Raw genomic sequence first — 14,100 nt, 5'->3', positions numbered from 1 at the left:
GACAGAGGCGCAGCTAACAGATTTTTTTGGAGTGGACCCGCTTTACAGGGACCTTTCAGTGAAAGGCCTCGCGACCGGACAGAGAACAATAAAACTACCGTCAGGTAGCTCCAGAACCGGTGGGATCAAGCTGTTGTGCAGACAGATGATTAAAGTGAATCAGCGCTCAAAAAAATACGTTTGCTCTTGACCCTGATTGGGGGTCGCACAAGAACGCTGTAACGGGACTGGTCGCCAACAACAATAACAGGCCGCCCTATAACAATAAAAAGAGCAGGTAAAACACATTGAAGGAGAGCCACGGCTCTCCTTCGTGCTTTCCGCCATCTGAAAGCCCGCCCCGGAAACTCGGCAGCGTTGCTGGATGTAGTGGTGTTGAGCCCCGGCCCGCGTAAGCAAAGTGGCCAATCTACGCTGCGCGCGAAAAATAAACCGCATATCTGCATTGAAAATTCCCCGGAGCGTGTATTGTTCCGTCATATTTACACGGTTAACCGGTGGATGCGGCACTTTGGCACTACACCTTGGTCATAGCCTGCGTATCTCATCAGCACTTCTTTCCCAAGGGATTTAGTCATGCTCCGTTTTCTGCGCTTCGCTACCGTTATAGGTGGCTTGTGTTTAAGTGCGTCCGCTCTGGCGACCAATGTCGACCCAGCCACCTATGGCTACCCGCTGACTAATCCGTTTGAAGCGACCATTGCCAGTACGCCGCCCGATCTGCGTCCCGATCTGCCTGACGATGAAGACATCGATCAGGACGTCTATACCCTGAACCTGCACCCAGAGCGCGAGTTCACCCTGCCCGACAACTTCTGGGCCGTTAAGAAGCTGCACTACCTCCTGGCCGAACAGGATCATGCTGCACCGCTTATTTTCCTGATTGCCGGTACAGGTGCACCGTACAACAGCACCATCAACGAGTTCCTGAAAAAACTGTATTACGGTGCGGGTTACCACGTCGTGCAGTTGTCTTCGCCGACCAGCTACGACTTCATGAGCTCGGCTTCGCGCTTTGCGACACCGGGCGTGTCCACGGAAGACGCTGAGGACATCTACCGGGTCATGCAGGCCATTCGTGCCCAGCACGCACAACTGCCGGTGACCGATTATTACCTGACCGGTTACAGCCTCGGGGCGCTGAATGCGGCCTTCGTCAGCAAGCTCGACGAGACTCGCCGCAGCTTCAACTTCAACTTCAACTTCAAGAAAGTGCTGCTGCTCAATCCGCCGGTCAACCTCTATACGTCGATCACTAACCTCGACAAACTGGTGCAGACCAACGTCAAGGGCATCAACAACACCACCACGTTCTATGAGCTGGTACTGGCCAAGCTGACGAGCTACTTCCAGAAAAAAGGTTATATCGATCTTAACGATGCACTGCTGTTCGACTTTCAGCAGTCCAAGCAGCACCTGACCAATGAGCAGATGGCCATGCTGATTGGTACGACGTTCCGTTTCGCGTCGGCCGATATCGCGTTCACCTCCGACCTGATCAACCGTCGCGGTTTGATCACGCCACCAAAATTTCCGATTTCCGAAGGCACCAACCTGACGCCATTCCTCAAACGTGCCCTGCAATGCGACTTCGATTGCTACCTGACCGAGCAGGTCATTCCGATGTGGCGTGCGCGCACTGACGGTGGCAGCTTGCTACAGATGGTGGATCAGGTCAGCCTGTATGCACTCAAGGATTACCTGCACAACAACACCAAGATCTCCGTCATGCACAACGCTGATGATGTGATTCTGGGTTCCGGTGATCTGGGCTTTCTGCGCAAGACCTTTGGCGATCGCCTGACCGTTTATCCGTACGGTGGTCATTGCGGCAACCTTAATTACCGCGTCAACACCGACGCCATGCTGGAGTTTTTCCGTGGCTAAACGTCTTTTACTCCTTGCCGCCCTGCTCTGCGCAGGCACCGCTCAGGCCGCTGACGCGGACACCGGCAACAAGGCTCAGCACCCAGCCACCGTGGCGCGCCAGACTGACGCGGATGGTTTCACTCAGCCACTGAAGTCGCTGCAGTTCAACCCAGGGCTGGACCAGCGCGAGTTCGAACGCGCCTCCATCAACGCACTGGAAGTCTACGACCCGCTGGAGTCATGGAATCGCCGGGTTTACCACTTCAACTATCGCTTTGACGAGTGGGTATTTCTGCCGGTCGTGAATGGCTATCGCTATGTGACCCCGGGCTTTGTGCGCAGCGGTGTAAGCAACTTCTTCAACAACCTGGGCGATGTACCTAACCTGTTGAACAGCCTGCTGCAGTTCAAGGGCGAGCGCTCGCTGGACATCACCGGTCGCCTGCTGCTCAACACCACCCTCGGTATCGCCGGTCTGTGGGACCCGGCCACCATGATGGGCCTGCCACGTCAGAGCGAAGACTTCGGCCAGACGCTGGGTTTCTACGGTGTTCCTGCCGGCCCTTATCTGGTGTTGCCGCTGTTCGGACCGTCGAACCTGCGTGACACTGGCGGCATGCTGGTCGACTACACGGCTGAAAACCAGATCAACTTCCTGAACGTTGCCGAAGTCAGCAACGACCACCCGGAAATCACTGTGCTGCGGGCGATTGATCGTCGTTACGTCACCAGCTTTCGCTACGGTCAGTTGAACTCGCCGTTCGAATACGAGAAGGTGCGCTATGTCTACACCGCGTCGCGCAAATTGCAGGTCGCCGAGTAAGTAATACGCCGCAGCAAAACGGCCAGCCGGGGTGATCGGGCTGGCCGTTTTTTTTATGGGCGCTTTTTTATAAGCCCTTTACAGGCACTTTCCTGGCGCCTGACCACTCCCATACGGCAGGCACCTTATGCCTCAGTCCATTCCCCGACAAAAAGGAATTTTCATGCGTTCTTTCGGTTTCAAGGCCATTGTTGTCTGCATCGTGCTGGCTGCCTGCCAGAGCATGATCAGCGTCCAGGCCGCCACCAAACCGCAGGCTGCTGCCCCCGCCGCTGCGGCGCAAAAAGTTTCGCTGCTGGGCGGCAAACTGGCGTTTACGGTGCCTGCCGGTTTCGTACAGGGCGAAATGCCAGAAATTGACGCGAAAGCCAAGGCGCAAGGCGTATCAGGCGCGCTGTACACCAATGCCACTGAAAAACGCGTGCTGATCGTTACCGAGACGCCGATTCCGATGGGTGTTCAGGCCAGCGACAACGACGGCGTGGTACTGGATGGCCTGGTAACCGGGATCCTCGCCCAGCAGAGCACGGGCTACAAGGACTTCAAAAAGCTGGGCGACCGCAAGATCGTCAAGAAAAACGGCCTGGGCGTGCGTCAGGTGGACACCTCGGCCACCATGAGTGACACACCAGTGTTGAGCACCTCGATCGTCACCGCATCCGGCTCACGGGCCGCAGTGCTGAACGTGGTCTCCAACGCGAAGAATGCAAAAGAGCACGCGGCACTGGTGAAGACCGTCATCGGTCAATGATGCGCGGGCATCCGTAGCGTTTCACAGCCCCTCAATCCATCCGCAATACGCCGGACAGCCGTTCAACCAGCGCCTGCACCTTGGGCAATGATTCGCGGCTGCGCGGCCAGGCCAGATGCAGGGCCAGACCTTCGGTAGCCAGTTGCGGAAGGATTTCCACCAGTTCGCCGCGCTGCAATTGATCCTTGATCAGCCAGGTCGCCAGTTGCGCGATACCCCAGGCTGACTTGACCGCCGCAACCTGCGCTTCACCATTGCCGATCACCAGCCGCGCGTCTACAGCGCGGGCTTCGGCCTGGCCCTGATCGTCGACAAACAACCATGGACTGGTGCTGCCATCGCCCCTGCCGAACAGAATACAGGCATGATCGGCGAGGTCCTCGAACGTCTCTGGCGTCCCGTGTCGATGCAGATACGCCGGCGCCGCGCAGAAGACCACCCGCTCAGTACCCAAGTAGCGATGCGCGATGCCGGGTGGCCAGACATGCGACCCGCCGATGCGTACCGCCAGATCAATGCCGTCTTCAAGCAGGTCGACGAAGCGGTCGGTGAAGGTGACGCGCGGGCGCAGCTTCGGGTGCTGGCCTGCAAACTCGAGAATAAGCGGCAATACGTGCAGGCGGCCGAAGGTGGCTGGCAAATCGATACGCAATTGCCCGGCGGGCTCGGAGCGCTGCGCCGCCAATGCGGTTTCGGCGTCTTCCAGTTCGGTGAGCATCCGCGTGCACACCACGTAATAGGCCGCTCCCTCTTCGGTGAGTGCCAGACTGCGGGTAGTGCGCTCGAACAGCCGCATGCCAAGACGACTTTCCAGACGTGCCACGCTTTTGCTGAGGGCGGAGTTGGTCAGGTTCAAGCGCGATGCCGCTGCGGTAAAACTGCCTGCATTGGCAACGGCGACGAAGGTTTCGATGCCCTTGAGGCGATCTGTGGACAGCACGTGACCCCCTACTCTTGAATTAAAATCCATAATGTACGGAATATTTGCCAAAGATAGGAAACCATTTCTGCAATAAGCTGGCGGACTTACTTTCTAATGGGTGTGTGTCATGCCGTCGATAGAAACAACTGCCGCCAGCACTGCAAGCGAAAGCTCCAGCGGTGCAGGTTTGTCCATTGCGATTCTCGCGCTGGCGGGCTTCGTGATTGTCACCACTGAATTTCTGATCATCGGCCTGTTGCCGTCACTGGCCCGTGATCTGGGAATCTCAATCTCCGCTGCAGGCCTGCTGGTCACGCTGTTCGCCTTCACGGTGATGCTCTTTGGTCCGCCGCTGACCGCTATGCTTTCGCATCTGGACCGGAAACGGACGTTCATCGTCATCCTGCTGATTTTTGCTGCGTCCAACGCCCTTGCGGCGGTATCGAGCAATATCTGGGTGCTGGCGCTGGCGCGATTCATCCCGGCACTGGCCTTACCGGTGTTCTGGGGCACCGCGAGCGAAACCGCCAGTCTGCTGGCCGGACCGAAACGTGCCGGCAAGGCCGTGGCGCAGGTTTACCTGGGGATCTCGGCCGCCATGCTGTTCGGCATACCGCTCGGCACTGTGTTCGCTGACATGGTCGGCTGGCGCGGTGCGTTCTGGGCGCTGACCCTGTTGTCCGCCCTGATGGCCTTATTGCTGGCGCTGTCGATGCCGCGCCTGGAACCTACCGCAAAGGTCGGTCTGGCCGAACAGGCGAAAATTCTGCGTGATCCGCATTTTCTCGCCAATCTGCTGCTGTCCATTCTGCTGTTCACTGCGATGTTCGGCGCCTACACCTATCTGGCCGATACGCTGGAGCGCATCGCCGGTGTCGAATCGGCTCAAGTGGGCTGGTGGTTGATGGGCTTCGGCGCAGTCGGTCTGATCGGCAACGCATTGGGCGGCCGCTTCGTAGACCGCAGCCCGCTGGGCTCGACTGTCGCTTTCGCCCTATTGCTGGCGCTGGGCATGACGGCCAGCGTTCCGGCAGCCGGCTCGCTGCCGCTGTTGGCAGTGGTGCTGGTGGTCTGGGGGATTGCGCACACGGCGTTGTTCCCTATCTGTCAGATCCGGGTCATGAAAGCCGCTCCTCATGCACAAGCCCTGGCCGGGACGCTGAATGTGTCGGCAGCCAATGCCGGGATCGGTCTGGGATCGATCATCGGAGGCTTGACGATTGAACACCTCGGGCTGAATGCCGTGGGCTACGTCGCAGCGGTGGTTGCGGTGCTGGCCATCGCAGTTGCCTGGGTGACGAAACTTCAGCAACCCACAGCAACGATGTAACTCTTTCTCGATACTTTTATTTGCCGGACAGCGTGTTTGCTCCACCGCAGGCACACTGTCCGACTGCCCGGTTTTATATCCGACTTATATACGTCGTCATAATTTTGAACCTGCTTTTACGCCTGAAATGTCAGTTATTTGACTCCAAAACAAACACCCCGCCTTACTACGTCGATATTTGACGCTTATTCGCAAAATAATCTTCCCATGCCATTACTGAACGCTCAAACTCCAGCATCTCGGTCGAGGGGTAAGGGTTTCTGACCGATTCAAAAGTAATGTCCGGTAAGAAACTATGAGCACATATCACCGCAGGGGACTGGCCTTCGCCAAGCGGATTTATGCCCCGAGAATACTCGGTGTCAGCGCTGGCTTTATTACCGTCGCCGTGTCGTTGTACTACGTGAATGCTGCACACTGGGTCTGGCTGCTGGCAGTGTTCAATACACTGATATGGCCGCATCTGGCCTATCAACTTGCCAAACGCTCACGCCAACCTTATCAGGCCGAATGGCGCAATCTGCTGCTCGACTCGTGTACCGGCGGGTTCTGGGTAGCCGCGATGGGGTTCAGTGTGCTCCCCGGCGTGACGGTGCTCGCGATGATGGCCATGCATAACATGGCGGCTGCCGGACCACGCTTGATGCTTCAGGGGCTTTGTGCCCAGGCACTGGGCGTGTTGATCGGCCTGGCGCTGCTCAATCCGGTCGTCAACCCGCAGAGCAATATGACGCAGATCTACGCCTGCCTCCCGGTACTGGTCGTCTATCCGGTCTTCGTGGGCTGGCTGAGCCATCAGGTCACGCTCAAGCTCTGGGAGCACCGGAACATCCTGCGCAAACTCAGCCGCACCGACAGCCTGACCGGCCTGCTCAATCACGGCGCATGGAAAGACCTGCTCGATCTGGAGTTCGCGAAAAGCCGCAGCCTGCATCGCCAGTGCGTTATCGCCTTGATCGACATCGATCACTTCAAGATCATCAACGACACCTACGGCCACCTTGTGGGCGACACGGTGTTGCAGAATATCAGCGAAGCGCTGGTCGAGAATCTGCGCGATACCGACCTGATCGGACGCTGTGGCGGCGACGAGTTTTGCGTCATTCTGCCGGACACCAGTTCGCGGCAGGCGGAGGAAATCCTCGAACGCCTGCGTCAGGCAATCGACGAGTTCACCTACGCCCTGCACTGCGAACTCAGGGTCAGCCTGAGCATCGGCATCGCCGTTTATACCCCTGAACTGACCGACGCCTCGACCTGGTTGCATGAAGCAGACAAAGCGCTGTACTTCGCCAAAAGTACCGGCCGTAACCGGGTGGTCAATGCTCAGGATGCGCCATCGGAACGCCAGAGGCTGGGGGCCAAGGCCTGATCGTTCAACGCTTGCCCTTGAGCAGCCTATCGAACAGGGACGAGAAACTCTTGAAGCCCATTGCTTTCAGGAAAGTTTCGCGCATGTCGGACCGCAGGCTTTCCAGGGTTAATTCCTTGGGTTTGCTGGTTTTCTTTGCCGATAGTGTTTCGCGAGTGTCACCTTCGCCGGGGGTGTATTTTTCCTTGGACAAGGTTCTGATGTAGTCGTTTTTCTGGCTTTTATACGTAGCGAAATCTGCGCCCAATGGTTGATCACGTTCCCCCGCCGTTGAAAACCTGTTGATCACTTTCTCCATGAATTCAAAATTGTTGTGGCCAAGAGAGCCGTAATCCTTGTCAGTAATAAAACGAATAAACCCCTGATCCAGCCGCGTCGTTTTTAACCCCTCGTCCTCGACAATACGCCTGGCCGTGACCGCGTGCTGATCGGTAAAACTGTAGAAAACCTTGTGCCCCTCCATGTCATATACGTTGCCTTGGTTATGGCGAGCCATTATTCTTCCATTATCACTTTCTCTGTAGGATGCCAACTCAAACGCCAGATCGTCGACATAGTCCAGATCTGCGCCCTGAGCACCCGCCCACTCATAAATGTCGCAAAGTAGCCTTCGGTCATCCCGGGTTAAAAAAGAAGCTTCGGGCATGGACGTTCCGCATTCGGCTTTTCCGAGCAAAGGTGCAGAACGATGGGGATCAGCAAGTCCAAATACCCGTTGCTTAAGAAGAGCCTGACCGCTGATGCTCACTGCAGAATCAGGGGGAGTTGATCGGAGGGGTGTGCTGGCAGACGTAGACACATTCTTCACTGCCCTTTTATCGTCGAGTTGTTGCGCGATTATCAGTGCTTCTGCTCCAGAACTTATGACTCGCATGATGTCGGCTCCTGCCCTGTAAGATTCCTGGCGGTTATCGCCAGGGATTAACAATCAATACGTCAAATGAAAGGTAACGGTTTCCGGCCCGGCAGGCTTACTTTGCCAAGGCCCATCTTTAGCTTTGTGCTTTATCAAAACATCCGATGCATAGCTGAACCCCAAGCTATTGAAGTAATTAGTATCTCCTGACATACCTGAATCAATCTGAATACAGCCCGACTCGTGCACACCCTCACTGCGAAAACATATTTTTGCTTCCTCCCCCGTACTGTGTGGAAAAGTTGTCGCTGTCCAGGAAAGCTTTCGTAACCGAGATTTATTAGCCGCGCCTTGGGGATAATCAGCCAACCTCAATTGATGCCGGGAAAAAGCATTATGGTTTGGTCCATTGATTGTTGTTGGCGTCCTTGTTGTAGTCACCGAATAATCGGCTGCCTGACTGGCAGCGGATACCAACAATAGAACCAAAGGCACTATATTTTTTCATCATTGTTACTCCAATAGTTAAAAACAAAATATTTTTTGACGCGTGAAGGCACTGACGCCGGCAAATTTTCGCAAAATCAGCAATGTGTTACCGAAGGGTCTAGCGCTCATCAGCATTTGAAATTAGTTATTAAAAAATCAACATCCACTTATAAAAATTTTGCCAGCTGACTTCTGCCAGCATCAGATTGAATGACGTTCACTTCCGGCAAATATCTGACATTCCGTGTCATCACCTACCCCACACGCTCCCAATCAATGGACAGCTCAAAAGAAGACAGGTTATTCAACAACCATTCAGGCGAGTGCATATTCAGCAGTGCACTGATGGGCTGATCCAGTATCAGCTTGCCGTAAAGGGTTTCTTCATGATCAAGGTGCGCCTGCTGGACAGTCCGATAGTGGAGCGGGTAGATACTTTTTTCGATGGGCAACAGCCTGTCGAAGTGTTCCAGCAGACCATGGAAGACAATCCGGCGCTCGACGGTTTCCCGTGTGGTGGCGATCAGTTTGACGAAGTATTCGCTGTCCTGCTGACGCAGCGCTTCACGGGCGGCGTATCGCTCAACCAGTGTATGCAGCGAGCGATCGTCGAACACGATGCAGCACAGTTCTTCCCGCGACATGCCTTTGAAGGGGTTCTCCGCCTCAGGCCGGCGACAATGCAGACCCAGCGCGAACTGGACGGCACGCTCGGCCAGGCCCTGACGTTTACGCCCGCGCAACCATTCCAGGTCTTCGAGCGAAGGTGACTGACGGCCATACATACGGAGCTGACGGGAAAGCTTTACAAACAGACCGGCGGGGCCTGACAACGCTGCCTGCTGCTCCGCCAGTTGAGGGACCGAAAGCGCGGATTGTCGCGTCGCCAGTTGCTGAAATTCTGTTGTCAGATTCAGGCCGGATCGGTAAGGGTCCAATCGCAGTGACTGATCGGATACTGACTCGCTTTGACGCAAACAAACAGTCATGAATGACTCCTTTATTATTTGATTTTTGTACTCATCCCTTTGTACAGACAGCCAGAGGGCCAACCCTGTAACCGCCAGGAAGCAACATGCTTTTTATCGATGCAGTGGGCAGTGTCCGGAGATACTGAGCGCTTTAATAAGTAGCGCTTATTTCAAGACACATTATGTATGAACCTGTTCATTGCACAATCCGACAGATGTAGGGGGTGGCGTATTTTTTATCGGTATCAATAGCGATACGCAGCGAGCCATAAGCTCGGCGCGGGTTTTGACCTGATTTTTTCTGAGCAGCGAAGACACGTGATCGCGTACTGTATAGCCACTGATACTGAGCTGCTTGGCGATCTCCTTGTTCGTGAAGCCCTGTAGCAACAGGCCTAGAACCTCTTGTTCTCTCATCGTCACCCACATGATATTCCCTCTTGCCATCATTTTGCCCAAAGACAATTTGTAAGATCAGTCCTACATTTGCAGTCCATGACTTAAAGAATAAATCGGCACGGAGTTCGTTTTATTTAGGCTTGTTTCTTCCATTATTCGCACACCTCTCCATGACGCTCTATGACGAATGCCCTGATCAAAAAATCAAAGCACTCTTAAATCCCAACACAAGGAAACTTCCTACAAAAAATACGGAAAACCCCCATACGATTATTTCGCTACTCCCACAATAAGGCGCAAGCTGGCCCGCTTGCTATAGCACAGCTAGAGCAGACCAAGTTAAAAGCAACGCATAGGCGGACAGCCGCAAGATAAACTTGCGCAATGAGAATTACAATCAGTTGTTACAATTACACAGAGGAACTTGCGGAACTTTTCGTTTTTCTTGGCTACGCGGCCTTTATGTTCCGGCGTCTGCCGTACACCGTGGCAGTGAGTAACCCTGTGATGCCCATGATCAGGCTGTACAACACGCAGACCCAGATATTCCAGGGCATCAGCGCGATCAGCATCAGTGGCGTGGTGCTGGCCCAGAGCGCGTAGGCGATGTTGTAGGTGAAGGAGATGCCCGAAACACGAATGCTCGCAGGGAACAGCCCGATCATCACCGAAGGCACCACGCCGACAATACCGCACGCCATCCCGGCAATCGCGTAGGCAATGCCGAGGGGCAGCCACTGCTCGATGAGGCTGGCGTACAGCACGCAGATACCCATCGGCATCAACAGGCTGTAGATCCTGGCCGCACGCCAAGCACCGATTCGGTCGACCAGTCTGCCTGCCAGCACGCAGCCTAGGTTGAGAAACACGATGCCGATGGCACTCAGCGCGAAGGTGTCGCCGGCGCTGATACCGAAACGCTGTTGCATGACGGTCGGGGTAATCACCACCAGCACGACCACCGCGGAGGTCAGTACGAATGTGAGCAATGCCGCAGGCAGCAGGGATTGCCGGTGATCACGCAGCACATGGCCCAGCGGCAGCCCTGCCTGATGCTCGCGCTGGGCGTGCATCGCGATGAATACTGGCGTTTCGTTCAGCCAGCGGCGCAGCCACACACCCACTACACCGAACAGACCGCCGAGCAGGAACGGTATGCGCCATGCCCAGTCGAGGATCTCTGCGGGGCTGAAGACCCGCGCCAGCCAGGCGGCAGTAAGCGCGCCCAACAGATAACCGAACGTCAGGCCCGCTTGCAGCACGCCCAGTGCGTAGCCGCGACGGCCCTCGGGCGCATGCTCGGCGACGAACACCCATGCGCTTGGCACTTCGCCCCCCACCGCGGCACCTTGCAGAATGCGCAGCGTCAGTAGCACCAGCGGTGCCCAGTAACCGATCTGTGCGTAGGTGGGCATGACACCAATCAGCAGACAAGGCAGTGCCATCATCAGAATACTGAGACTGAACACCCGCTTGCGTCCCAGTCGGTCGGCAAAGTGCGCCATCAGCATTCCGCCCAATGGGCGCGCCAGGTAGCCCGTAACAAAGATGCCGAAGCTTTGCAGCAGGCGCAGCCACTCAGGCATGTCCGGCGGAAAGAACAGCTGGCTGAGGGTCAGCGCGAAAAACACGAAAATGATGAAGTCGTAGATTTCCAGCGCCCCGCCCAACGCCGCAAGGCTCAAGGTCTTGTAATCGGCTCTGCTGAAAGGCTGCGGAGTGGGCTGTACGATGGCCGTCATGAAGCTTCCGAAACATGGCTGAAAAGAGCGCCCGGCGCTCGCAGGGCGCGAAGAATAGCAAAGCTTGCAGGCCCACTGATACGGAACTGAGTTTTGCTTCGGGGTATGGGGCGTTCAGGCTTGTCTATAACGATCATGCCGTTCAGGACGCTTCGCGTACCAGTACGGTCTATCCGCTCAAAAGTTGACCGAAGCCGACAGTCTTGCCGTTCTGGGTGCCCCTATGAACAGATAGTCGTCGCCCAGGTAGTCACCAGCATCGCGCCAATAGCGCTTGTCGAACAGGTTGTCCACGGTCAGGCGCAGGACGGTGTCGTAGCCGCTGATTCGGGTGCTATAACGACTGCCTGCGTTGAACAGCGCATAGTCGTTGACCTGCACCGTTCCCGCGCGGTCGGCATATTTGCTCGCGCTGTATTGCACGCCGCCGAGCAGCGCCAGACCGCGGATTGGCAGGCTGTAATCGGCTTGCAGGGCGGCGCGGTATCTGGGCACATTCAGCGCCTGATGGCCGTCATAAGCCTCGGTACCGCTGCCTTCGACGCGTGCGCGGATGGCCGCCGCACTGGCCGACAGTTGCAGACGCTCCGTCACCCAACCGCTGGCACCGAGTTCCAGCCCGGTGTTCTTCTGCTCGCCCTGCTGAACATAGGTGAAGGTGCCGTCATCGTTGGGCCTGGAATACTGATACGCCTGCCGCGCCTGAAACAGCGCAGCCGTCATGCTCAGGCGCTGCCAGTCGTACTTGATGCCCGCCTCCAGCTGCCTCGACACGGTCGGCGCGAGGATTTCGCTGGCATTGCGGGTGAACCAGGCGGCAGTTCCGCCCAATGTCAGGCCCTTGCTATAGCTGGTGTAGAGCGAAAGGTTGTCCACCGGTTTGTAGATCAACGCCGCCTGAGGCAGGAATACCGAACGCTCGGTATGCCGCGCATCACTGCCATCCTCGGCGAACGCCTGTTCATCAAGCCGCACCTGGCGACCGCCCAGCACGGTCTGCCAGTGTTCGTTGAAGCTGATCCTGTCAGTGACGAACACCCCGTACTGACGGCTGTCCAGACGGCGTTCGGTCGATGGCAGGGCCTTGGTCGACGGTGCAACGGCTTGCGGCGACTGGTTGATGTTGCCCGAGCCAACGAACTCGTTGAACGTGCCACGCGTGTCCACCGTGCGCCGATAGGCACTGGTGCCGACAGTCAGCTCATGTTCGAGCGAACCGGTCGTGAACGTGCCGGACATCGCGGCCTCGACTTCGTCGTTGCGACGCGTGTCATCCGGGCTGCGAAAGTCATAGATATCGTAGCCGCCCTCGGCGCTGAAGTGATTGGGTACCGCCTCTGCCGCGCAACTGGCCGAACCGTAGCAGCCCCAGGCGAAAGCGCTGTAGTCGTCGATCACCACCCGGCTGCGCGAGGCGCTGAGGCTGCCCTTCCAGGCATCGCTGAAGCGGTATTCGAAGCGACCGTTCAGGTTCAGCGAATCGATCCCGACCGGGTTGGACCAGCGCTGATAACCCAACAGCTTGCGCGGCGACGCATCGTGGGGCAGCGTCGTTCCACCGAGCAGTTGATAGCCCGGCACCGAGCGCTGCTCCCTGGTCTGGTATTCGACGTCGAGTTGCAGCAAGGCGCGCTCGCTGATGTTCCAGTCGAACGCCAGCGACGCGAAATCGCGCTGGCCGTCAGCGTGCTGCACATAGGAGCGGATGTCTTCATGGGCGAGGTTGGCGCGCAGTCCGAACTGTTGTTCGCTGCCAAACCAGCCGCCGAGGTCGGTCGCCAGATAGCGCTCGCCGTGTTCATTGGTGGACACCGTGACCGACCGCACAGCCTGCGCCCGTTTGGTCTGATAGTTGATCACGCCGCCAGGCGCTGACACGCCACTCTGCAGACCGGACAGGCCCTTGAGCAATTCGACCTGCTGTTTGTTTTCCAGCGCTACATTCTGCTCACCGGCGATGCTTCGGCCATTGATGCGGTAGCTATTGGCCGCGTTCAGGGCAAACCCGCGCACCACAAAATTTTCGTAGTAGCCCACCGGCGCGTAGCCGTCACCCACCGAGGCGTCGTTGCGCAGTACGTCACTCAGCAGCCTGGCCTGGCGATCCTTGAGCAGGGCTTCGGTAAAGACCGATACCGACGCGGGGGTGTCCAGCAACGAGGCCTGATCAAATCCGGCAATCGACGCCCGACTGGCTTGATAGTCAGTGGCGCTGTCCTGATCGCTGCGCCCCGTCACATTGACCGCTTCCAGATTCACAGCCTCGGCCGCCAGCAAAGGCGAGGCGACGGCCATGCTCAAGGGCAACAGACGCCGAGCGAATCGCAAGGCAGGTCGGTAGGGCGTACTCATGGGGCTGACTCCGGAGGGGCTGGCCTGGACAGCCGCGAGGCACCTTCCGGCAGGGGGCCACCTTTTACGTTCAACGGTGATTTTTTTCAAGCCTGGCGTGCAAACCTGGCAGCAAGCATTGCGCTGGAAAACTATACTTACGAAGCAGGCGACAAGCTCATGGACGAAAAGAAAAGCGCACATGGATAATTAAGCGTGGATTAAGTCTGCATGGCTAATCTGGC

Annotated in this window: 11 protein-coding genes; 5 read left to right on the top strand and 6 right to left on the bottom strand. The window is 56.8% G+C overall.

The genetic code is table 11. From position 1 onward, the window contains the following. Positions 1-576: 576 nt before the first annotated feature. The 3 genes from ABJ99_RS08260 to ABJ99_RS08250 all read left to right on the top strand — a co-directional run bounded on the left by ABJ99_RS08260 (position 577) and on the right by ABJ99_RS08250 (position 3,443). Positions 577-1,887: a serine/threonine protein kinase gene (locus ABJ99_RS08260; protein WP_054085408.1), complete on the top strand. Its 1,311-nt coding sequence runs from the start codon at positions 577-579 to the stop codon at positions 1,885-1,887. Further along, positions 1,880-2,692, top strand: coding sequence for an MlaA family lipoprotein (locus ABJ99_RS08255; RefSeq protein WP_054085407.1), 813 nt, complete (start codon positions 1,880-1,882; stop codon positions 2,690-2,692). Before ABJ99_RS08260 ends, ABJ99_RS08255 begins: the two co-directional genes overlap by 8 nt. A 163-nt stretch (positions 2,693-2,855) precedes the next feature. Next, positions 2,856-3,443: a DcrB/PsbP domain-containing protein gene (locus ABJ99_RS08250; protein WP_054085406.1), complete on the top strand. Its 588-nt coding sequence runs from the start codon at positions 2,856-2,858 to the stop codon at positions 3,441-3,443. A gap of 31 nt (positions 3,444-3,474) precedes the next feature. On the opposite strand, the gene ABJ99_RS08245 is transcribed toward ABJ99_RS08250, so the two are convergent. Further along, positions 3,475-4,383 carry a LysR family transcriptional regulator gene (locus ABJ99_RS08245; protein ID WP_054085405.1) on the bottom strand — a complete coding sequence of 303 codons (909 nt, stop codon included), beginning with the start codon at positions 4,381-4,383 and terminating at the stop codon, positions 3,475-3,477. Between the two features lie 109 nt (positions 4,384-4,492). Between ABJ99_RS08245 and ABJ99_RS08240 the strand changes: the two genes are divergently transcribed. Both ABJ99_RS08240 and ABJ99_RS08235 read left to right on the top strand, forming a co-directional pair. After that, complete coding sequence (locus ABJ99_RS08240; RefSeq protein WP_054085404.1) at positions 4,493-5,695, top strand: MFS transporter; 1,203 nt, start codon at positions 4,493-4,495, stop codon at positions 5,693-5,695. Between the two features lie 295 nt (positions 5,696-5,990). After that, entirely contained in the window at positions 5,991-7,067 is a 1,077-nt protein-coding gene (locus ABJ99_RS08235) for a diguanylate cyclase (protein WP_054085403.1), read from the top strand. A gap of 4 nt (positions 7,068-7,071) precedes the next feature. Here the strand turns inward: ABJ99_RS08235 and ABJ99_RS08230 are convergent, their stop codons facing one another. The 5 genes from ABJ99_RS08230 to ABJ99_RS08210 all read right to left on the bottom strand — a co-directional run bounded on the left by ABJ99_RS08230 (position 7,072) and on the right by ABJ99_RS08210 (position 13,876). Next, positions 7,072-7,941 carry a hypothetical protein gene (locus ABJ99_RS08230; RefSeq protein WP_054085402.1) on the bottom strand — a complete coding sequence of 290 codons (870 nt, stop codon included), beginning with the start codon at positions 7,939-7,941 and terminating at the stop codon, positions 7,072-7,074. A 725-nt stretch (positions 7,942-8,666) separates the two neighbouring features. Beyond that, a complete protein-coding gene (locus ABJ99_RS08225) occupies positions 8,667-9,401 on the bottom strand; it encodes a hypothetical protein (RefSeq protein WP_054085401.1) in 735 nt (244 codons plus the stop codon). 162 nt (positions 9,402-9,563) lie between these two features. Further along, positions 9,564-9,833 (bottom strand): helix-turn-helix domain-containing protein, encoded by a 270-nt coding sequence (locus ABJ99_RS08220; RefSeq protein WP_054085400.1) that lies wholly within the window; start codon positions 9,831-9,833, stop codon positions 9,564-9,566. Positions 9,834-10,231: 398 nt separating this feature from the next. After that, positions 10,232-11,524, bottom strand: a complete 1,293-nt coding sequence (locus tag ABJ99_RS08215; protein ID WP_054085399.1) for an MFS transporter — start codon at positions 11,522-11,524, stop codon at positions 10,232-10,234. A 177-nt stretch (positions 11,525-11,701) separates the two neighbouring features. Continuing rightward, positions 11,702-13,876, bottom strand: a complete 2,175-nt coding sequence (locus ABJ99_RS08210) for a TonB-dependent siderophore receptor (protein WP_054085398.1) — start codon at positions 13,874-13,876, stop codon at positions 11,702-11,704. Positions 13,877-14,100 lie beyond the last annotated feature (224 nt).

It is taken from the genome of Pseudomonas syringae pv. cilantro (assembly GCF_001293775.1).
In the GTDB taxonomy this organism is placed as follows: Bacteria; Pseudomonadota; Gammaproteobacteria; order Pseudomonadales; family Pseudomonadaceae; genus Aquipseudomonas; species Aquipseudomonas syringae_P.
This window is presented reverse-complemented; position numbering and strand designations above follow the sequence as displayed.